The 20,209-nt window shown below is 44.1% G+C and carries 19 protein-coding genes and 3 pseudogenes; 13 read left to right on the top strand and 9 right to left on the bottom strand.

Annotated features, from left to right (window positions below; translation table 11 throughout):
• A partial coding sequence (locus NR121_RS24130; RefSeq protein WP_256832054.1) for a transposase occupies positions 1 to 375 on the bottom strand: 375 nt, incomplete at its 3' end.
• A gap of 124 nt (positions 376 to 499) precedes the next feature.
• Positions 500 to 1,694 (bottom strand): annotated as a pseudogene (locus NR121_RS24125) (transposase).
• A 588-nt stretch (positions 1,695 to 2,282) separates the two neighbouring features.
• Between NR121_RS24125 and NR121_RS24120 the strand changes: the two are divergent.
• Complete coding sequence (locus NR121_RS24120; protein ID WP_256832053.1) at positions 2,283 to 3,176, top strand: DEAD/DEAH box helicase; 894 nt, start codon at positions 2,283 to 2,285, stop codon at positions 3,174 to 3,176.
• A gap of 81 nt (positions 3,177 to 3,257) precedes the next feature.
• On the opposite strand, the gene NR121_RS24115 is transcribed toward NR121_RS24120, so the two are convergent.
• Genes NR121_RS24115 through NR121_RS24100 form a run of 4 tightly spaced genes read right to left on the bottom strand, consistent with a single transcriptional unit; the run spans position 3,258 to position 6,838 of the window.
• On the bottom strand, positions 3,258 to 3,728 hold the full coding sequence (locus tag NR121_RS24115) for a tyrosine-type recombinase/integrase (protein WP_256832056.1): 471 nt from the start codon (positions 3,726 to 3,728) through the stop codon (positions 3,258 to 3,260).
• Positions 3,706 to 4,200, bottom strand: coding sequence for a hypothetical protein (locus NR121_RS24110; protein ID WP_256832052.1), 495 nt, complete (start codon positions 4,198 to 4,200; stop codon positions 3,706 to 3,708). The genes NR121_RS24115 and NR121_RS24110 overlap by 23 nt, the downstream gene beginning before the upstream one ends.
• The gene (locus NR121_RS24105; protein ID WP_256832051.1) at positions 4,197 to 5,324 is read right to left on the bottom strand and encodes a tyrosine-type recombinase/integrase; all 1,128 of its coding nucleotides are present in this window, start codon (positions 5,322 to 5,324) and stop codon (positions 4,197 to 4,199) included. The genes NR121_RS24110 and NR121_RS24105 overlap by 4 nt, the downstream gene beginning before the upstream one ends.
• Positions 5,325 to 5,338: 14 nt before the next feature.
• A complete protein-coding gene (locus NR121_RS24100; protein WP_054819758.1) occupies positions 5,339 to 6,838 on the bottom strand; it encodes a tyrosine-type recombinase/integrase in 1,500 nt (499 codons plus the stop codon).
• Between the two features lie 272 nt (positions 6,839 to 7,110).
• On the opposite strand from NR121_RS24100, the gene NR121_RS24095 reads away from it, so the two are divergent.
• From NR121_RS24095 to NR121_RS24045, 11 genes and pseudogenes are all read left to right on the top strand, one after another.
• Complete coding sequence (locus tag NR121_RS24095; RefSeq protein WP_256832049.1) at positions 7,111 to 7,878, top strand: hypothetical protein; 768 nt, start codon at positions 7,111 to 7,113, stop codon at positions 7,876 to 7,878.
• Between the two features lie 274 nt (positions 7,879 to 8,152).
• Positions 8,153 to 9,793, top strand: a complete 1,641-nt coding sequence (locus NR121_RS24090; RefSeq protein WP_375162541.1) for a recombinase family protein — start codon at positions 8,153 to 8,155, stop codon at positions 9,791 to 9,793.
• Positions 9,750 to 10,286, top strand: a complete 537-nt coding sequence (sigK, locus tag NR121_RS24085) for an RNA polymerase sporulation sigma factor SigK (protein WP_375162540.1) — start codon at positions 9,750 to 9,752, stop codon at positions 10,284 to 10,286. Before NR121_RS24090 ends, sigK begins: the two co-directional genes overlap by 44 nt.
• Positions 10,287 to 10,687: 401 nt before the next feature.
• On the top strand, positions 10,688 to 11,167 hold the full coding sequence (locus NR121_RS24080) for a DUF6530 family protein (RefSeq protein ID WP_054819366.1): 480 nt from the start codon (positions 10,688 to 10,690) through the stop codon (positions 11,165 to 11,167).
• 2 nt (positions 11,168 to 11,169) lie between these two features.
• Positions 11,170 to 11,318: pseudogene (locus NR121_RS24075) on the top strand (MFS transporter); the annotation flags it as partial.
• Positions 11,311 to 11,718: pseudogene (locus NR121_RS24070) on the top strand (efflux RND transporter permease subunit); the annotation flags it as partial. The pseudogenes NR121_RS24075 and NR121_RS24070, both read left to right, overlap by 8 nt.
• 421 nt (positions 11,719 to 12,139) lie before the next feature.
• The gene (locus NR121_RS24065; RefSeq protein WP_256832048.1) at positions 12,140 to 13,414 is read left to right on the top strand and encodes a hypothetical protein; all 1,275 of its coding nucleotides are present in this window, start codon (positions 12,140 to 12,142) and stop codon (positions 13,412 to 13,414) included.
• Between the two features lie 77 nt (positions 13,415 to 13,491).
• Positions 13,492 to 14,217, top strand: coding sequence for an ABC transporter ATP-binding protein (locus NR121_RS24060; RefSeq protein WP_062409169.1), 726 nt, complete (start codon positions 13,492 to 13,494; stop codon positions 14,215 to 14,217).
• Positions 14,204 to 14,956 (top strand): ABC transporter permease, encoded by a 753-nt coding sequence (locus tag NR121_RS24055; RefSeq protein ID WP_062409168.1) that lies wholly within the window; start codon positions 14,204 to 14,206, stop codon positions 14,954 to 14,956. The genes NR121_RS24060 and NR121_RS24055 overlap by 14 nt, the downstream gene beginning before the upstream one ends.
• A gap of 14 nt (positions 14,957 to 14,970) precedes the next feature.
• Positions 14,971 to 16,404 carry a sensor histidine kinase gene (locus NR121_RS24050; RefSeq protein ID WP_174350210.1) on the top strand — a complete coding sequence of 478 codons (1,434 nt, stop codon included), beginning with the start codon at positions 14,971 to 14,973 and terminating at the stop codon, positions 16,402 to 16,404.
• Positions 16,405 to 16,421: 17 nt separating this feature from the next.
• Positions 16,422 to 17,120 carry a response regulator transcription factor gene (locus tag NR121_RS24045; RefSeq protein ID WP_054819368.1) on the top strand — a complete coding sequence of 233 codons (699 nt, stop codon included), beginning with the start codon at positions 16,422 to 16,424 and terminating at the stop codon, positions 17,118 to 17,120.
• Positions 17,121 to 17,213: 93 nt separating this feature from the next.
• Here NR121_RS24045 and NR121_RS24040 read toward each other — a convergent pair whose 3' ends face one another.
• Positions 17,214 to 17,504, bottom strand: a complete 291-nt coding sequence (locus NR121_RS24040; protein WP_249929584.1) for a DUF2178 domain-containing protein — start codon at positions 17,502 to 17,504, stop codon at positions 17,214 to 17,216.
• Positions 17,501 to 17,728 carry a helix-turn-helix transcriptional regulator gene (locus NR121_RS24035; RefSeq protein WP_062409165.1) on the bottom strand — a complete coding sequence of 76 codons (228 nt, stop codon included), beginning with the start codon at positions 17,726 to 17,728 and terminating at the stop codon, positions 17,501 to 17,503. The genes NR121_RS24040 and NR121_RS24035 overlap by 4 nt, the downstream gene beginning before the upstream one ends.
• 280 nt (positions 17,729 to 18,008) lie before the next feature.
• On the opposite strand from NR121_RS24035, the gene NR121_RS24030 reads away from it, so the two are divergent.
• Positions 18,009 to 18,725 (top strand): YebC/PmpR family DNA-binding transcriptional regulator, encoded by a 717-nt coding sequence (locus NR121_RS24030; RefSeq protein WP_062409164.1) that lies wholly within the window; start codon positions 18,009 to 18,011, stop codon positions 18,723 to 18,725.
• Between the two features lie 5 nt (positions 18,726 to 18,730).
• Here the strand turns inward: NR121_RS24030 and NR121_RS24025 are convergent, their stop codons facing one another.
• Positions 18,731 to 20,122, bottom strand: coding sequence for a GGDEF domain-containing protein (locus NR121_RS24025; RefSeq protein ID WP_256832047.1), 1,392 nt, complete (start codon positions 20,120 to 20,122; stop codon positions 18,731 to 18,733).
• Between the last annotated feature and the right edge of the window lie 87 nt (positions 20,123 to 20,209).

The following is a 20,209-nucleotide window of genomic DNA, read 5'->3' as shown; positions in this document are numbered from 1 at the left end:
ATCTTGGATTTCCCGCGTGCTCACGCCTTTGGCGTATAAGGCGATAATCTGATCTTCGATGCCGGTGACGTTGGATTGGTGCTTCTTTACCACGAGCGGCTCGAACTCGCCCAGACGATCCCTGGGCACGGCAATCTCCTGATCGACGTATTCGCTGGTGATCTTCTTCTTGCTCTTTCCGTTGCGGCTGTTGGTCGTCTGTTTGTTCTTCACGTCATGCTTCTCATAGCCCAGATGCGTTTCCATCTCGGCCTCCAGCATCTCTTGCAGCGTCTCGGCAAATAAGTCTTTCAAAGCATTCTGCGCGTCCTGTGCGGTCACCAGCTTGTTCTCCTTAATGAAGGCCCTAAGCTGCTCTTTACTCCATAATCCCATGTGTGCTCCCCAACCTTTCTATTACTTTCATTTTATCAGGTTTGAGAGTTTACACATTTTATTTTACAGACTCGCTTTTGGAAAAATGGGCAGACCTGCAGAATTTTAGTCTATGCCGAAAAATTTAAGCTGCGGCATTGCTTGAATGCTTAACCATGGCTAGTGCAGAAGCCAGCAATACAATGGCGTTAAGGTACTGGTGCGTTGTGACTTTCCGAATTCCCCACATGTGCATCGCATCGGCAGTTAGATAGGTTTTCAAGCGGGAATTGCATCGTTCCACGCTAGTTCTTTCGTTGTACAGTTCTTTTCCAACGCTTGTTATCCCGATGCGGTGTGGAGTAGCGGCGCAGATCACTGGTTGTATCCACCTTAACGACCATCCCATAATTGGAAGACGAACAAGCGGCCATTCCGAGCGGGCAGTCTACCTTGCCTGTAGCATGTGGACAGCGGAATTTCAGAACATCACCATCCGCTCCCCAATAGGTCATCGGAAAACCCATGGAGCAGCAAGGTGTTCCGTTCGATGTCATGCCGGCAGGCGGCTCTTTCTCATTGCGAAGATTCATCGGGATGATCGCCTGTGCTTTCAAATTCCGGGCTGCCTCGTAGTTTTTTTAGTTGGTCATACCCAGCATCGAGGACAAAGAAGCTGACTTTGGTTTTTGCCGCGACTTGTTCCATCAGATCCGGCGCCATATCGCCGTCATGGACATGAGCCGGTGTCACGGTGAGGGCCATCGGCAGTTCGCTTTTGGTGTCCATGGCGAGATGAAGCTTGTAGCCAAACCACTTCATCTTATTGCCGAAGGAGTCGAACTTAGCACCCCAGTTCGCATTGCCCGTGAGTTCGCATTTACGTTTCGGCTGTTTCTTCTCATAGGCATGGATCGCGGCGCTATCGATGGCCACATGACTTCCGTCGATGATACCTTCTTGCTTGCAGCGTGTGATAAGATCTTCAAAAAGCCGCTTGGCCAGATCTTGCTCGTAAGCTTGGCAAAAACGTGGCTCAGCGTTGCCACGGAAGGAGCCTCCCGATCAAGCCGAAGTCCGCATTGATAGCGAAAACGAAGATCCATATCCAGCCGGCGATGCAGGCCAGTGAACGTACTGATATTCTCCAGCGGAGCTGCAAGCAAAGCCCGAAGAATTCCTTGTCTGCAGTAACCGTCAGCGCCTCGGGGGGAACGACTTCTTAGTTCTTTGGCGTAAGAACGTAGGTCAAGAGCGCTGAAAAAGATAGGCATTCGTTCTTTGAATTCAAGTTTTTGCAGTTCCTCGAAGGAAAACAGACTTTCTTGGAGAATATACAAGATGACTTCCTCCTTTTGGGCGTTTTTGGTTTGGTCACCGAAAAACTTCTCCAAATTGGGGTGAAGTCCCTTTTTTATCCCTAGAAATTCTTGTGTCTCAAGGGCTCAGAGTTCTGCAAAATGTTCAATTATAATACTCTTAGAAAAGAAGCTAAGATTAATCAATGTCTACATCCTGATAATGACTCTTGCTCTAAAAAAATAAATTTCCACTACACTACCCAAACAAAGTGATTCTAAGTTGCTTTGTTTGGGTTTTTTCGTATTTTCACAGGACTAACTGCCTATATTGTCGAATTAGCAGTTAAGGGATTATATTCCATGGGAACGTATATTCTATGAAACCAGCTGTCTAATTGTTATGTTCTAATATTATCAGCGTACATTAGTGGTGGAGGGATTGGGTATGGCATTTCTGAAATGTTCTGAATGTACGAATATGCTGAAGGCTATTCAAATTTCTCATAAGATCAGCCAAGCCGGAGAGCAACGACTGCTTGAATATTCGCCAACCGGGATCAAATGCTCAGATTGGACTCCTGTGAATGAAAACTTTCTGGGATTCGCTGAGGAGATTTACTGTCCGTCATGCTTTGCCATCGTTCTAGTGGAGATTGTGAAGATAGCCGAATTCCCGGAGTAGTTAGCCATGAATTTTCATCGGGAGATGTACTGGATAAGCTGAAGAAGTTGGCCGAGGAAGAATCTGCCGAAATCTATATTCATTCACTTCCTGCGAAAGAAGCTACTTTTGCTGATATTTCTGCATCTACGCCTGAACCAATCAAAGATGCTTTACTTCGAATGGGTATTAAGCAGTTATATTCTCATCAAGCACAAACTTCAGATGCAGTTAATTGCGGATCGAATATTGTCCTAGTCACTTCTACTTCATCCGGTAAGACTTTGTCATATAATCTGCCGATTCTTAGCCGTTTATATAAACATCCTGAAGAACGAGCATTATACATATTTCCAACCAAAGCATTAGCTAATGATCAATTGGATCAAATCAGGCGTTTTGGCATGGATCGAACGAAGGATCAATATTCCTTGGATGAGTGGTTTGAGACGCAATTGTATTTGGGGAATCGCTCGATTCATATTGGTCGACTAGATGGCGATACCGAGAATAGGCCGCGGCAGCGAATAATGGAACGAGCGCAAGTGTGGATGACGAAGCCGGATATGATTCATTACTCCATTCTCGGGCAAGTACAGAAGGTGAAGTATGCGACCGCACATCACATTCGGAATTATCTATCACGGAACAACAACGGGTCTATAGGAATATTGAAATTGATCTTTTCTAGGTTTATAATTATATCAATCCTTCTTCGCTTCTGTTCCCAATGGAAGCCTAATGAGTGGCCATCCTCTGGTCCAAATCATGTCCTCGCGGGACAGTTGATCGATACCATTCCTCGAGCCAGGTGCTTTCGGTATCCAATTCCCTTAATGGTGTTTAATGACAACACGTGAGTAGCCGTGTTAACGATAATTGTTCATAATAATGAACCCGAATGAAGGCATATTTTCCTTGCTTTCATCGGGTTCTTTTTGTTATTGGATAAGATTGGAGCATGCATCATTGAGTAGGTTTGCAGCATCAACCGGGGGGACATATCGCAAAGTTGTCGATAATTGCTTATGTCTAAGTTGGCGCTTGATGGCAATGATGTCAATTCCACTGCGCTGCATCAAGTATGCTGCTGTATGCCTGAAACTATGGGCAGTGACTTTTTTTTGAATCCCTGCTTCCCTGCAAAGTGTTTTGATGAGTTTGTTTAATGATTCTGATGTCAGCGGACGGTTGTTCTCGAAGAAAACCTCGGAATGCCCGGTTTTCCGCCACTCTTCAATAGAAGCATGATGCAGGTATCGTTCCAACTCATAAACCAGGGAGTCAGGCATGTAAACGACATCGGAAGTGGTTTTCTGCCCTTTGTTCACCAGAATAACCTTCCGGTCAAAATCGATTTGGTCATATGTTAACCGAATGATCTCTCTGTTACGAAGAGCGGTCGTAGTCATTAAAAAAAAGAGGGTATAGTACTTTTCTGACAAATGGATCGGCTTTAAGGGCTGCTTGAAATAAACGCCGACATTCGTCGACGGGGAGAGAACGATCAATAATTCGTCTTTCATAATACGGATTTGGATAGTTTTTCATGGGGTTTTGTTTAATCATGCCAAGACCATGGAGTAACGTGAAGAAGTGTTTCAAATAAACAATGTTATTAAAGAGTGTATTTTTGCTTGCCTGAAATTTCTGCTTGAGGAACTGGATATATCCGTCAATGCACTCAGAGTCGATGGGACGATAAGTTTCGGATTCAGTGTCGTAGTAAAATTTGTCGAAATCCAGTTCACCCTCATAGTCTAGGCTCAGGTATTGCTCAAACTTCATGAACTGGCGGCTGTACACGTATTTTGCAGAATCTTTGAGGTGGCTGTGTTTCTTCCAACTAGTATAGTATGGGGAATCCATCAATAAACGTTTCATTTGTCCTCCAGCCTTTCTTTGATTTGTTTCATCACTTCGCGGGCGAATGGATGCTTGTTAATTGCATGCTTTAACTGATCGTCGAACATCCGCAAGTACTTCATCGTACTATCGATTGACTCATGACCGAGAAGCTTGGACAGGGTGTAGATGTCGATTCCTGCTTCAAGGCCATGAATTGCAAAAGAATGCCGAAAAGAGTGGGGGCCTAATCGGTCTTTGTCTTCATCTTTTATGGATCGAGCCTCTCTGATGATACTTTTCATAAATTGCTGGATGGCTCTGGGAGTGATAGGTTTATTCCCTCCGGTGCTCGAGAAGATGTAGAGCTGCTGATAATCGGTATCTGGCAGCACCTCACGAGCTTGGCTATACTTCTTATCGATAAAATCTGTGACCATCTTCAGTGCGAGTTGATTGATTTTTCGGGCTTTCTTGGTATTCTCAGCACCTTTGGGGACCACTCTAATTGTCTGAGTCGCCGGCTCAATGTCTCCTATCTTAAGATGACAAAGCTCGTTGATACGAATTCCACTCCCAAGGAAAGTCCAGATAATAGCCGTATAGAGACTATCATGATTACGAGATTGTGCGATCCGCAAAATTTCCGCAATTTGTACTCTGGTAAAGGCCTTTGGAGCTTCATCGTCTTGCCATCGAACTCGTAGAATCGTTTTCAAATCTCCGAGATCTTGATGCCCATAGAATTTTTTGTAAGTGGTCTTTATAAAGGTTCGAAGAAAGGAAGACTTCTTGGCTTTCGTATTTTGATCCGAGTTGAGAAGGATGTAATCGGACAAGAATTCGCCGTTTGTCACCTTTTCGAACTGGAGATCGTCGCCAAGGTGCTCCTTCACATGTTGCTGGAAAAGCTTCATCTCGGAGCGATACGTTGTTTGCGTGGTCCGGCTTAGTCCTGAAAATTTGCTGCTTTGAAAGAAAGCGTCAACGGCTTCCGGAAATGAAACGTCCCGCACTACTGGGGTGAAATTCTGTGATGGCTGTGTCTGGACAGGCAATGTTTCCATAACTTGCCGCATTTTTTCAGGGCCATAATGACTTAACAACTGGTTCAATTGTTCTTTAAGTTCGGTATACTTCGTGTCGTTGATTACTTTAGGCATGTGGACAACTCCTATCAGTAGTTGATTTTGTTTACGGCATTTATTAATTGATGGGGACTCCGATGAACATATCGTGCTGTGTTTTCTGGCCGGTCATGTCGTGCGAGGTACATTAACAATTGCGGCGGGCAATCTTCACATTCCGACAACCTGCTGATAAAAACATGCCGAAGTAAATGGGGACCGCCCGGATAGTTCCAACCAGCAACAAAGGAATAGAGCTTGTAGCGTGCCCGTAATTCACGAATAATTGCTTGGATATTGTCTCCGAACACATATCCATTGCGAGAACGGCTTGCCATCAGAGATTGAAAATACTTTTGTAATGGTGCAGGTAATGGGAGCAAGGCCGATTTCTCGTTTTTGCCGAAGACAGAGATGGTTTTATTCTCTATATTGATGTCCTCATAACGGATGCTTGCCACCTCATGTATCCGTAACCCAAGTAAGAGCATCAACCCAAATGCTGCGAGCTCAAGTATTGGTTGTTGGGAATATCGTAGGATTGTTTGAAAAAAGGTTTGAAGCTCAGCATCGTTCGGTAGATCGCGATAAAGGTACTTGTCAAACGGGATTCCAGGGACATCCAACGTGATATCTTTAGGGAGCCAGCCTAACTTGTAAAGGTTAGACAATAAGTATCGGATATCGTAGAAACGGTCACTAACCGTGTGTTTGCTATAGACACCTTTCGATGCCAAGCGTAATAAGTACTGCTTGAATTCGATGAGTAGCTCTTCCGTAACCATCGATAAAGGAAGGTCGTTGATCGAGTTACTCTGGAATTGGATGTAATTGGTATGAAGCCAATTCATAAACATGGTGTAACTGAACTTGTATTTGTCAACAGATTTAACTTTCACCCCTGATCGAGTTAAATCGATGATGTGTGCGTTTATCGCAGGGTGATGGATAACTTGAGTAGCTTCTTCTGGAGACTGACTCTGAGAAGGTTTCTTTAGATCGAAATCACACGAGAATAATTTTCTAGATATCGCAAGAATCATGTCTCGTTGAATAAAGTCCGGGTAAGATTGCTCCGTGAAATTAATAAGGTCATCTTCATTGGCTAGTTCCTCGTCTTGAATGAATCGAGCATCAAGCCCATAGCGGGTTTTATAAAAATCAATGAGCTCTAGTGCGTATTGAATCAAAGAAAAATAGCTGGTTGATTTGAGCGACTTTTTCTTTTCCAGGTAATCGAGTACTACAGGTGTAAAAATTCGACCTTGGATTTGAGTTTTAAAAAGCCAATCATTCAAGCCATGCGAGCCTAGAGAAATTATTGACGTATCCTCTTCAGGCCAACTGAATGCATACATGGTATCCAAGAACGAAAGCACCTTCTTCCAACTTAAGTCCTTGATATCATGATTGCCAGCTAGGCCCCTCTGTAAACATTCTCGCGAAGTAGAATTCTCATAAGAAGCATTCGCGGAGATAGTTTTCTCATGTTGCTTCCAATGATCTGAACTAAAAATATCCATATTTCTAATATTCTGTTCTTTATCCATCTACATCTCTCCTCGGATTCTGTTTCTTCGACCGTCTAGACCACAGTTTTTGCTAAGAAGGAGGTGGGGCCCGTTGGTCCACATCATTGTTGTAAAGGGTAACATTTGCTTTCTGTTCTGTCCCGGTTGCTCCACAAATGGAGCAAAAACTAATTGGATTTTCGGGTTATGTGAGGATTTCGGTCGAATGAAACAAGAATTTGTTCCATTTGTGGAGAGTTGATGATGGGTGTTCTTGATCAGGACTATAATGATGGAGTGTAAAGCGTAAGTTGTCGAAGAAGAAGGGAGATCTTCTTCAACTAGCTTTGAAGTTCATCAATGATGAAATAGATGAAATAACTTATGTCAGTAAGCACGATCGGGACTGGTATGAGGTTAAAGAATTGGCTTCTACCGATCCAGTAACTTTCGGTATTCTGCTACGGAAACTTTCTTTGCCTAATCGTAGAAAAGCAATGATACAGGCTTTTGGTTTAAGGACAGCGGAGTTAAGAACACTCTTGCTAGGAGAATTTTCGGAATCTTCTTCTACGATTTCCGACCTAACTAATCCTTCGAAATCCAGAAGATTCAGCAATGAATTGCTGGCCAAATTTGGCATTATCCACCGCGTGCCTTTTGATTGGGTATATAAGGATGGGCTTGTAATGGAACGATGGGACTTTAAAAATTTTGATTTTAGCGGGACAGTTTTAACTTGTATGGAAGACATAGTTCCGTTATTGAGACTGGCTAAGGATCGTAGCAGAGATGTAAATGGATATGTTCTTCAGCCAAATACGGATCAAGAACGTTTTATCCGATTAGAATCACGAGCGGATGTGATCGTCGTAGATCTTTATCATGGTGACTTATTAAGTTTGGATCATCTAATGACTACTCTAAAAACCACTTCCTTCAAATGGTCAGGATTTATCAATCAATCCGTTGTACTTGGGCACCAGTACTGGACATTCGTTGGTGCGAATCATGAATCAGATATTGCCCAGATAATGCAAACAGAATTCAAGTATATCCAAAACGTGATGAGGTTGTGATAGGACAATCAGCATATGGAATAAGGTGTATTGAGGTGAAGAAGTATGAAACGAAGTCAGGACATCAAAATTGTATATATGCCTCATACTTTAGATAGCAGTGCTGCTCTCCCAGCCTCAAGCACCTTTTCCGCTACCGAAGCCAAAAATGCCGTTATAGATTACATTCTAAAGCGTTTAATCTTAAAACCGACTGAATAAGCCGGTTTTTTTGTTTCTTCGTTTGTCCATACTGGAATGTAATTGTGGTAAGAAAGGAGAATGGTGATACTCGATGTATACGGCCATATATCCACGGGTTTCTACAGGAATGCAAGCATCAGAGGGCACAAGCCTTGATGCACAAATTGAGATTTGTATGCGGAAAGCGAAAGATTTGGGGATCCCCGAATCCATGATCAAAGTTTATCGCGAGGAAGGATTCACGGGTGAAGATATTGATCGGCCCGCCATGAATGAATTCAGACAAGATGCGGCGCAGGGGTTGATCCGTCGTTTGATTGTTACCCATCCCGACCGGTTGACAAGGGACTTGACGGATAAATTAATCCTTTGCCGAGAGCTGGAGCGGAGCAATATCGAGTTGATCTTCGTGGACACGGAATACCGAAACACGCCGGAAGGACAGCTTTTTTTCAACCTGATGAGTTCCATAGCTCAATATGAGTTGTCTTTAATCAAGAAGCGGACGGTACGTGGAAGGCTCAAAGCGGTGGAAAAAGATAAGAAGATCATGCCCATGCGTGTGGCTCCCTATGGATATGACCTTCATGAAAACACCTTGATTATAAATGAGCAGGAAGCCGAATTTGTTCGAAAAATGTATCAGTGGTATGTTCACGAGAACTATACCCTTCGGGAAATTGGGGAACGCCTTTATTCTCTGGGGGCGGTACCTAAACGGGGGGAGAGCAGAAACTGGAGTGCCAGTTCCATTCGAAGGGTTCTTACTTCCGAGGTGTACATCGGCAAGTTCTATTACAATCGAAGAGAAACTCGGAAGATTCGCGGGGAAAAAACCAAAAACGGCACACCGAAAAAAACGTATGCGTTTCGCGAGGAGAAGGACTGGATTGAGGTTACCGTGCCAAGTATCATCGACCCGCATCTGTTCGAATTAGCTCAGGTGCAGAAAGAGAAAAACATGAAACGGTCAGGAAATGTAAAATATGAGTATTTGTTAAAATCCATGATCCGCTGTGGACATTGCGGGAGAATGTGGCAGGCAACCACTTATACAGGCCGGATGAATAAAGAAACGGGAGAAAAGAACCGTTACACCTGCTACAGGTGTCCGAACCTGTTCCCGAAGAAATACGGCGAAGGAGTTGAGAAGTGCCCAACTCAAACGTTACACGCCGATATGCTGGATCACTACGTCTGGCAGCTCATCTTGGAGACATTGTCTAATCCCGATGATTATATGGAGCGGCTGCAAAGCAAATCGAATGAAATCAACCTGGAACTTCAATCCGCCGCGGATCACATCAAACGTCAGCTGGAGCAAAAGGAAAAGGAGAAGGAAAAAATCAAAATTATGTTCAAGCGAGAGGTTATTGATGAGCAGGAGATGCTCACCGAAATGCAAAAGATTAATGCCGGTCTGAAGTCGCTGGAGCAAGAGCTTGCCGGGTATGAAAAGCAGCTATCCGAACAAGTGGAGAAGGAATTATCGGCCAATCGGATTGCAGAGGTATCCAAGGCCGTCCGAACCTTCGTAGAAAGCGCCGGTGGTGAGCTTACCCTTGAGGAAAAGCGCCATATTGTAGAGATGTTGGTTGATGAAATCATTATCCGGTACGACGGGAATGAAGTAAAGATTACAGCAGTCGGGGCACTTGACGAGTTGAAACGCCAGCAGCTTCTTCAGCATGAAGTCGACATCGTTTCATGTTCACAACCTCAAAAAATTTGATAACACGGGAGAAGATCTGGAGGATTTAATCTCGATCGGGACGATAGGATTGATTAAAGCGATCGAATCTTTCAGTCCTGACAAAGGGACCAAGCTGGCTACGTTTGCAGCGAGGTGTATTGAGAATGAAATCCTGATGCATCTGCGTTCGCTGAAAAAGACCCGCAAAGACGTATCGCTTCATGACCCGATCGGTACGGATAAGGAAGGGAATGAAATTACATTGATTGACATTCTTGGCACAGAAACCGATGATGTCGTGGATAAAGTACAGTTGAAGATTGAAAAATCGAAAATTTACCGAAACCTCGATATATTGGATGAACGGGAGCGGGAAGTGGTTGTCGGCCGCTTCGGACTCGAGGCGGGAGGAGAGGAACGTACGCAGCGCGAAATTGCCAAGGAGTTGGGCATATCGCGTTCTTATGTATCGCGGATCGAGAAGCGGGCATTGATGAAGCTGTATCATGAGTTTTATAAACAGAAACGGTGAAGGAAGGGGTTGCCCTTCCTTTTAATGTTGCACTTATATATTGTCGCGAATTGAGAAGCAAGCGTTAATGAAGTTGATTACAAAGCGCGGATTCTCACCACAAAGCTGGAGAAAGCGCCATCGATAAAACGAGTCACCTTTCTCCGCTTACCAAGCGCTTATCGAGTTAAACTACGGTTGCGCGTCCATTTCTCAGGTTGATTCCGCTGTGTTCGATGCCTTATCCCAAGATTCCTATTTATTGCTGAGAAAGCTCATGTCCTGATACATGGGCTTTTTTCCCCTTTGGCCCAAATAACTGGTAACAGCCGAATACCGAATTGACTAAAGATAAAAAATGAAATACAATGAATTAGTAATTTAGTTAATTACTAATTTAGTAACAGAAAGAAGGAAACAAAATGAAAATTCCTACTACGTTAAAACATAAGCCTGTTGTCGTTTCTGAAAACTATGAGCAGGTTGACGGTCGACTTGCCGGAAATACAGATGCGAAAGGTCTTTCCTTGGGATTAGCTCAGTGGAACGATAGGGGAAAGGTCGATATTTCTGCGAAAGTATGGAGATATACAGGGGAAAAATGGTCGCGGCAATCCGAGGAGCTGCCTCTCCATCGCGTTCTTGATCTGTCTATTCTGATTTGCCGCTCCTTGGCGCATTTTCGCGAAGCCTACAGATACGAGCATCTATATGATCCGCATAATCCTGTCATCGACAGGGTTGGTCTGCAGGGGGATGCTATGACTGTGGCTGTTTGTACGGACAATGAAAAAATCAATGAAGATATCAAACTGTTCAGTCAAGCCCTGAGTGATGATGATGAGCTGATCGGTGAAAGGCTGCGCACGTTATCAAGAATGTTGAAGGAAATGGGGTATTAAAGCTGTTTTCCAATCCTTATGTTCGAACCATTATTCTTTCACGGGTATTGTTACAGTCGGAATTTGGATTCGAAACTATGCTGTTCTTCTTTATGTCACCCAGCTAACAAATAATAACCCGGTGTACGTATCGCTTATTTCAGTCGCCGAACACCATCACGCGCAACGAAGGCAGGATGGTCGTCGACATTAATGCCGACATCACCACAAAAGATGTAGCGAAGGCATCCTCCGATCTTGAGGCAAAAATCGAAGACTTGGAGAAACCGGCGGACGTTGAAGTCAAATACGGCGGCGTTACGGAACAGATCAACGAAACCTTTACCCAACTGGGTCTCGCGATGGCAGCCGCCGTTGCGATTGTTTACCTCATTCTTGTCATTACATTCGGCGGGGGGCTCGCGCCGTTTGCGATTATGTTCTCGCTCCCGTTTACGGTTATCGGTGGTCTTGTCGGACTTTTCGTCACGGGGGAGACGCTCAGTGTATCGGCCATGATGGGGGCGCTTATGCTGATCGGTATCGTAGTCACGAATGCTATCGTGCTGCTTTTGATCGTGCCTGTCGTTTATGAATTCCTGATGAAACTCAGCGGCAAGAGTAAACGGAGATACCGTCTATCCTTGGATGGCTCGGGTTAATTGTAAGGGAACAGGATGGATAAAGGGGAAAGTCTGTACTTTCTTGAAGTTCAATTTTTCGTGATTTACAGCCACTTCCAGTGGCTTTTTTTGTTTGGCTACAAGTTCGGAGACTACGTCTTATCCATTGAAATCGACATGTATCGTCTAATCGTTCCAGAAGCTTGTTCAGGGTGCGCTCGAGCGCCTACGGTTTGTTATATTTTGCACCGGCATGAGTTTATAAATTGTTAATAGTTTCTTTAGAAGGATTCAATAAGCCCTGATTATAATGAAAGGTAAGGAAACGTTTCCCCAAGATGAAATAAAAGATAAATAAAGGAGATCCGAAATGAAACTTAGTAAAAATGCGATGACTGTCCTCTCATTTACGATCGGAGCGTGTGTCTTTATCTCCACAGCCTTTGCCGATATGGCGCTTGGCTCAGGCTATGACCGGTTTAAAGGTTCAATAAAAAATACCGCGGCGCAGATGGAGAAGGGATTGAACAACTACACCATCGAGGCGCTGTACACGCTGAAGGATAACGATCAAACCTTGCTTCAGGCTTCCCACTTCAATAAAATCGATAATGAAAAGCAAGTTTTTGAAAGCTCGGGCAAGATTCAAAAATCAAATGGCGAAACATCAACGGAATATTCGTATTCCGACCAGAAGCTTTCGATTTGGAAAAGCGGAACGGAAGACAAATATTATGTGACGGAATACCCCGACGATCTCAACAGGAAAATAGGGAACAGGTTTACCAATCCGTTTAACGAGAAGGGGGCGCCGGAGGTCGAAAAGATCGTTGACGCCATCGTCGGCAATTTGAAGGACTATGTGCAGGCTGAAGAAAGACCAGAGGGCGGACGAGTATACTCGGGAAGCTTGTCTGAGGCGCAGGTGCCTGCCGTAGTCAATGCCGTCTCTTCCTTCGGTATAAAGCAGTTTATCAGCTCCCAAAGCCGCGCGGATAAAAATTTGAAGCTGCCGGTTATTGATAGCGATGTTTTTGTTAAAAAGATTTCGGGCACGGCCGTTGAAAACAAAGCGGGATTATTGGAAAATGTAACGGGCGATGTGTTTCTTTCCGGGAAAGACAAAAACGGAGTCCAGCATAATTTATCGCTGAGCGTGGTTCTCAAGCTATCCGACATTGGAAATACGAAAATTACAAAGCCTGATCTGACAGGCGCAAACGTCGAGAAAGTGAGCCATTCCAGCGGATTTAGCAGCAAGTATGTGGGGAAATATAAAAATAACATCGTCCTCGAGAAAGACGGTAAATTCGTGAAAATCGGCGAGAGAATCCTTGAAATCACGAGCGTGGAAAATAATAAAGTGACGGGCAAATACTACGAAACTGTGAAGCCCGGATTCGAGTCCGACTATCCTGACAAATATAACTTTAATTTTGAATATAATCCGGACCAATTAAAGGCGATGTCTTTCTTTACTTATACCAATTCCAAAGGCGAGCAGGAAAACGGGCAGCTTCATCCGAGCAGCTCCGGTAAAATTTATCTCGACCTGAACATAGAAATCCTGGACGAAAACTCGTATAGATCCAACGCAAGTTACCCGTATTTCGACGGGGAATTTGACCGCGTATTTGAAGAGTAATCGAAAGGCTGTCCCTGAAGTGAACTTGAACTTCACTTCAGGGACAGCTATGTCATTTGTATTGGGGGATGTTATCTTTGACAAAAGCGATTGAAATCACAGACCTTACCAAAGTATATAAAAACGGCCGGGGAATCAGCGATTTGAATTTGGAAGTCGATCAAGGCGATATCTTCGGTTTTTTGGGACCAAACGGCGCGGGGAAGACGACCGCTATGAAAATGATGGCGGGACTCATGAAGCCGGACCGCGGCGACGTGAAGATTTTCGGCGCCAGCATTGTAGAGGACTATGTCAATGCGATGAAGCATGTGGGGTGTATTATCGAGACGGCGGAGTCGTATCCTTATTTAACGGCAAACGAAAACCTGAAGCTGTTTGCCAGGTTTTATCCGCAGGTGGACCAGCAAAGAATCGACGAATGTCTTGAAATCACCGGCATGTTAAAATATAAAAATGAAAAATCGAGAAAGTTCTCGCTTGGGATGAAACAAAGGCTTGGGGTAGCGGCAGCGATTCTTTCGAGGCCAAAGTTGTTAATATTGGACGAGCCCTTAAACGGACTTGATGTCGAGGGTATGCTGGATATGCGGAGGATGATCAAGCGGCTTGCCGAGGAAGAAGGAACCACGTTCTTTATTTCCAGCCACCTGATCCATGATGTCGAGCTGACCTGCACCCGGATCGGAGTGGTTTACGGCGGAAAGCTGGTCAATGTGGAATATACCCATAATATCCTTTCCAATTATTCGTCACTTGAAAATTATTTTGTTAGCGAGGTGGACCGGAATGGCAGGGTTTAAGGCTGCATTTATCAATGAAACCGTCAAGCTGTTGAAAAAGAAAAAAATGATTGCGGCCGCCATTTTATCCATTCTTGCCGTGGTGATCGGACAAGTTGCCGTTACGGCAATTAAGCATGGTCTTGGATTAAGAGTTGTAGGCAGCACCGAATTTCCTTTGGTGGTTCTATCGATGTTTTCTTATACGATACTGCCTCTTTTTGCAACCTTTGTGGCCATCGATATGTTTAACGGCGAATTTTCGTCAAATACAATGAAAATCACGCTCACCAGGCCTGTTTCCAGATTCGGCGTATTCAGCGCGAAGGTTTTGAATTTAGCCGTGTTCATTGCTGTAAACCTGCTGTTTGTGATGATTCTTTCTTTGCTTGCCGGGTTTATATTTAATCCTTCGTCCGCCAGCCTGACGGGAATCGTAAGGGTCGTTTTGTCTTATGTCACAACGTTTTTTCCTGTTTTTGTATTTGGTCTTCTCGTGGTATTGCTGTCCAATATCCTTCGGGGCGGACTGGCGGTTTTTTTTCTCTCGATCATTATTTTTATCGGGTTTAACTTTTTAGGCATCGTTTTTTCCAATTTTTCGAGTTTCTTTATTACCTCCATGTTTGACTGGTATACGCTTTGGATTTCGGAAACGGTCAACGGTTTTAAAATTTTCCGCCAGATCCTGATCATGTCGGGCTGTGGTATAATGTTATTTACAGCGGGTTATTATTTGTTTGACCGCAAGGATATATAGAAAGGTATCTCCAAATGCAATTAACCAAACGCTTTTTTATGATGAATGCGCTGACCGTGCTGGTTTCCATTGCATTAACCGTTCTGGCTGTCATCATATTCGTTGCAGCTTATACGAAAGTGCTTGGTCCGGAAGCGGATATCGACGATTTCAAAAGGATCTTTGAAGTCCGATCAGGGATCGGCGAGATCAAGAGGGCGGCGCAGACCCTAGAGTTCGAACAACTGCTTGATAAATCCTATCAGCAAGAGCTGTCCGATCGGGTTAAGGCTTTGGGGGCGAATGCCGTTATTTTGAAAAACAGAGAGGTTGTATATACCACAAAAAAGTTTAATGCCATCGACATTGAAAAAAGCTTGATGTTATCCGATAATATGCCCAATCTTGATACTTTGGAGCTGGAGGGCAAAACCTATATGTTTGCCAGAGCGGACTACAGCCTTCAATCGGGAGATAAGGGCGTTTTGCTGCTGCTTGCGCCGATCAAGCTGAAAACGGGCTTTTACCTGTTTCTCGGCATCTTTACGGTCAGCTTTTTTATTCTTTCTTTTTTGATCATGAACTTTTGGGTTTCCTACCGGTTCTCCCGCGGCATCATTACACCGATCGCCAGGCTGAGAGATGCCGCCGTTAAAATTAGTGAAGGCGATTTAAGCTTCGGGATTGCGGAGGAAGGCGAAGGAGAGGTCAGGGAACTGTGCAGGACGCTGGAGTTCATGAGGATTAAGCTGAAGGAGTCTGTTTATCTGCAGCAGAAATACGATGAAAACAGGAAATTTTTGATATCCAGCATCTCTCACGACTTAAAGACCCCTGTGACTTCCATTAAAGGATATATCGAAGGCATTATCGACGGGGTAGCCAACACACCGGACAAAATGGAGGAATACCTGGAAACGGCACGATCAAAGGCGATGCTGGTGAACGCCATGATTGACGATCTTCTTTTGTACTCCAAGCTGGATTTGAACCAAATCCCTTATCATTTTGAAAAAACGAATCTGGAGCAGTACTTCGAGGATTGCGTGTTTGACCATCGCTACGAATATGAAAAGGCGAATATCAAACTGGCGCTGATCAGTGAATTGAAGGAGCCCGTCTATGTGTTAATCGATAGGGAAAGGTTGAAACGGGTCATTCAAAACATTCTCGATAATTCTAGGAAGTATATGGAAAAGGTTAACGGACAGGTGGATATTATTTTAAGGGAAACCCGGACATCCGCTATCATAGAAATTAGAGACAATGGAAAAGGAATACCCGAGGTTGACCTTCCCCATATTTTTGAACGATTTTACCGTGCGGATCCGTCTAGAAAGAGTGTGGACGGCAGCGGCCTTGGGCTGGCTATTGCCAAACAAATTGTGGAAGGCCATGAAGGAAAGATCTGGGTCAGAAGCACTGTAGGAGAAGGAACCCGCATGATGATATCTCTGAAAAAGTATTAGCATTTTTGGAGGTTACGATGAAAAAAAAGATATTGATTGTTGAGGACGATCAAAGCATAGCCAATCTGCAAAAGGATTATCTGGTGCTGAGCGGCTTTTCCGTGAAGATCGTCAATAGCGGAACGGACGGTTTGAAAGCTCTGGAGGAGGAAACGTTTGACCTCATCATTCTGGATATTATGCTGCCGGGGATGGATGGATTCGAGGTTTTGAAAACGATCCGCGAGAAGGAGGATATTCCCGTGCTGCTGGTATCGGCCAGGGCGGAGGAAATTTATAAAATTAACGGTTTTGGCCTTGGCGCGGACGATTATATTACAAAGCCCTTCAGCTCCGGCGAGCTGGTGGCCCGGGTTAACGCTCATCTAAACAAGTTTGAACGGATGAAAGAACGGTTCGGCCATGTTGACGAAGGCGGCAAGATCCGGGTCAGGGGGCTGGAGATCCAGAAGGAGGCCAGAAGGGTTTTTGTGAACGGGAAAGAAGTAACGTTGGCTCATAAGGAATTCGACCTGCTTCTGTTTCTTCTGCAAAATGCCAACCGGGTATTTGGCAAGGAAGAGCTGTTTGAACGGATTTGGGGGATGGATGCGCTTGGCGATGCGTCCACGGTTACGGTACACATCGCCCGGATCAGGGAGAAAATCGAGGAGAACCCGTCCAAGCCTCAATATATAGGTACGGTCTGGGGATCCGGGTACCGGTTTATAGTTTGACAACGACGGTCCCCGCTTTAACAGGCGGCCTCCTCCCACCCCCGCTGATTTTTGCCGGGCCGGTTTAATGGCTTGGCCGCAAATTCCCATATGCTAATACCGTCTTTTCAAACTTATTATCGTCATAGCATAAGACACGACAACGAATGCAAATAAACAAGTGAAGGCAAACGTATATTGTTCTCCATTTAGCGGCACGATCGTATTGATCATAAAAATAACCAAATAGCCTAACAAAAATGAAAAATAAACGGCTATTCCTGCCATACCCAATATTTTATCCCCTCTTTCGTCTCCCCCTTCTTTTTTAATGAAATACGCTGAAAAGATGACCGCGGCAAGTCCGATAAAAGATAAAATGATACCGATAAGAGTAAACATCATGATTTCTCCTCGACTAATTCGTATTGAAAAACTTCCTGCAGCTCTTTATCAAAAACAAATGAAATCTCAAAGGCTAAAATCAGGGATGGATTATAGCGATTGGCTTCAATAGAAGCGATGGTTTGTCTCGAAACTCCGACTTTTTTGGCTAAATCTTGCTGCGTCCACTTTTTTTCAGCTCGTAGCACGTTTAGTTTATTATATAGTCTGCCGTTTTTCTGCATATTCGATTTATCGCCTCCTTTGGTGTATATGGTAATTTATTTTTGACATTTTGTAAACTATTTTTAACTTTTTACCTAAAGGCCTCCAATATCAAGAAGTGCGGGGGACGGTTTATATCCGACTGCCATCGGGTGGAATCATTCATTGGTATGGGGTTTCCACGATGTGAGAGCTTGTCCAGATATCGTTTTATTTAATATAATATAATTGAAGAGAGAATCCGTATGGCTTGTTTTGCTGCAAGCTGGAATAAAGTACAAAAAAGAAAGCAGGTAAAACATGGGGCGTAAGTGGAATAATATTAAAGAGAAAAAAGCGTCGAAGGATGCCAACACGAGTCGGGTCTATGCCAAATTCGGAATAGAGATTTATGTAGCGGCGAAAAAAGGGGAACCCGACCCGGAATCCAATCAAGCGTTAAAATTCGTGCTTGAGCGGGCCAAAACATACAATGTGCCGAAAGCCATAATCGACCGGGCCATCGAAAAGGCCAAAGGAAGCTCGGAGGACAATTATTCGGAGCTCCGTTATGAGGGATTCGGACCGAGCGGCGCCATGATTATCGTTGATACGCTTACGAATAACGTCAACCGCACTGCAGCGGACGTACGCTCGGCTTTTAATAAGAACGGCGGCAACATGGGAGTTAGTGGTTCTGTATCTTATATGTTTAGCCCGACGGCGGTTATCGGCGTTGAAGGGAAAACATCCGACGAAGTATTGGAGTTATTAATGGATGCCGATGTGGACGTTCGAGATATCACAGAAGAAGATGATTCCATTATCATCTATGCCGAGCCGGACCAGTTTCATGCCGTCCAAACCGCGCTTAAGCAGGCGGGCATTACGGAATTTACCGTGGCGGAACTGACCATGCTTGCGCAAAATTACGTGAATCTTGCACCAGACGAATTAGCGCAGTTCGAGAAACTGATCGATGCACTTGAAGATCTGGAGGATGTCCAGCGCGTTTATCACAATGTGGATGAAAAATAAGGCTTTCAAGCTTTGTTATACACGCTGAATGTATTTTTGCCAGTACGTTTTGCATGATAGAGCGCCTGATCTGCACAGTTATATAATTCGTCCGAGTCTTGAGCATGATCAGGAGCAAGAGCAATGCCGATAGATGCGGTAATGTTATACTCTTTTACGACATCCGCCCCTTTAATTTCGATGGGGCGCTTTAACTCTTGAATAATCTGAAGCGCAACGTTCGAGGCTGCATTTTCATCCATTACATGGTTAAGGATGATCACGAATTCGTCTCCTCCAAGACGTGCCGTGATATCGTTCGGATCATTAACAACGGAGCGGATTCTCCTGCCCACTTCTTTGAGAAAATAATCGCCCGCTTCGTGTCCAAGCGTATCGTTGATCTTTTTGAAATTATCAAGGTCTATGTGCAATAACCCTGTTTTTCTTCCTTTTTTCTTGTTTTTTTCAACGCTTGACATAAGCGAATTTTCGAAAACTGCGCGATTTGAAAGGCCCGTTAGCAAATCATGGTATGCCAGGTACATTGGTCTTGCAACCAGCCTTGTAATAATGTAGGAAATCATTAAGGCACAGGCGATGGTAGCAAATAGCTGAAGCAAGAAGATTTGATTATTTTGCTTTAGTTTGTTTTTTAAATCTTTTTCGTTGTAAACAATTTCAATAATGCGTTGATCCGTATGCTTAGCCACATCGGTTTCAAATTGAACGATATATGGGACATAGCGATAAGTGACAGGATCGCCATGTATCGTTCTTTTTACTTTTTGCACTATTTTATCATGGACCGCTTTGTTGAAGATTGGCCTGTTTTCGTCGGCGACCAGGAGCGACTTTCCATCTTCGCTTGATTTGCCGATGGCTTTTCCCGAGGTTGTATACACAGTGATGTCATTGATATAGCTGTATTTTTCTTTCAGTTTACTGCTGATTTCAAGGAAGTTAAAGCTCTTGAAAATCGGATTATTTTCTTGGTACAAGCCAAGTTCGATCAAATATTTATGGTCATGCGTGGGAACGTAGCTGTATTTTTTTAATTTGCCCGTATTGGTTTCCTGATCCAGGCCGTCCGCTACGAATTGGTTTCCTTTCAGCCTTTCTCTTAAGAGCTGTGCGAATGGACCCAAGGTGCCGTCTTTTTCTCTGAAATTCAATCCTACATCCTTGGTAAAACTGCTGTATAGGATCGTTTGCGTGTCATCTATGATATAGATGTCCATCCCATCCAATTCATTTTTCAGTGCTTGGTAGTCCCATGATTCTACATTCGGGTTTTCCCGGTATTTTTTTAACAGCCGGTCTGAATAGTCGCTCATCTTTTTCTCGATATCGCTGTCCAGCATTTGAAATGCTTTGTCGGCGTCCGAGACAGCGTTGACGATGATGTCTTCAACCAAAGAGACCTCTCTCATGTAGCTTGTTATTAAATTAGGGCTTGCTGAATAATCAAAAAATCCTTATGTCACAAGGGTTTAGAGGCACTT

This window comes from Paenibacillus sp. Pae15 (assembly GCF_024519685.1).
Taxonomy (GTDB): Bacteria; Bacillota; Bacilli; order Paenibacillales; family NBRC-103111; genus Paenibacillus_G; species Paenibacillus_G naphthalenovorans.
This window is presented reverse-complemented; position numbering and strand designations above follow the sequence as displayed.

Bases quoted from the DNA above. Each gene is read 5' to 3' on its own strand.
- NR121_RS24120 (WP_256832053.1), top strand. From the start codon at position 2,283: ATGCTTTGCCATCGTTCTAGTGGAGATTGTGAAGATAGCCGAATTCCC.
- NR121_RS24115 (WP_256832056.1), bottom strand. From the start codon at position 3,728: ATGACTACGACCGCTCTTCGTAACAGAGAGATCATTCGGTTAACATAT.
- NR121_RS24110 (WP_256832052.1), bottom strand. From the start codon at position 4,200: ATGAAACGTTTATTGATGGATTCCCCATACTATACTAGTTGGAAGAAA.
- NR121_RS24105 (WP_256832051.1), bottom strand. From the start codon at position 5,324: ATGCCTAAAGTAATCAACGACACGAAGTATACCGAACTTAAAGAACAA.
- NR121_RS24100 (WP_054819758.1), bottom strand. From the start codon at position 6,838: ATGGATAAAGAACAGAATATTAGAAATATGGATATTTTTAGTTCAGAT.
- NR121_RS24090 (WP_375162541.1), top strand. From the start codon at position 8,153: ATGTATACGGCCATATATCCACGGGTTTCTACAGGAATGCAAGCATCA.
- sigK (WP_375162540.1), top strand. From the start codon at position 9,750: ATGAAGTCGACATCGTTTCATGTTCACAACCTCAAAAAATTTGATAAC.
- NR121_RS24080 (WP_054819366.1), top strand. From the start codon at position 10,688: ATGAAAATTCCTACTACGTTAAAACATAAGCCTGTTGTCGTTTCTGAA.
- NR121_RS24065 (WP_256832048.1), top strand. From the start codon at position 12,140: ATGAAACTTAGTAAAAATGCGATGACTGTCCTCTCATTTACGATCGGA.
- NR121_RS24055 (WP_062409168.1), top strand. From the start codon at position 14,204: ATGGCAGGGTTTAAGGCTGCATTTATCAATGAAACCGTCAAGCTGTTG.
- NR121_RS24050 (WP_174350210.1), top strand. From the start codon at position 14,971: ATGCAATTAACCAAACGCTTTTTTATGATGAATGCGCTGACCGTGCTG.
- NR121_RS24045 (WP_054819368.1), top strand. From the start codon at position 16,422: ATGAAAAAAAAGATATTGATTGTTGAGGACGATCAAAGCATAGCCAAT.
- NR121_RS24040 (WP_249929584.1), bottom strand. From the start codon at position 17,504: ATGATGTTTACTCTTATCGGTATCATTTTATCTTTTATCGGACTTGCC.
- NR121_RS24035 (WP_062409165.1), bottom strand. From the start codon at position 17,728: ATGCAGAAAAACGGCAGACTATATAATAAACTAAACGTGCTACGAGCT.
- NR121_RS24030 (WP_062409164.1), top strand. From the start codon at position 18,009: ATGGGGCGTAAGTGGAATAATATTAAAGAGAAAAAAGCGTCGAAGGAT.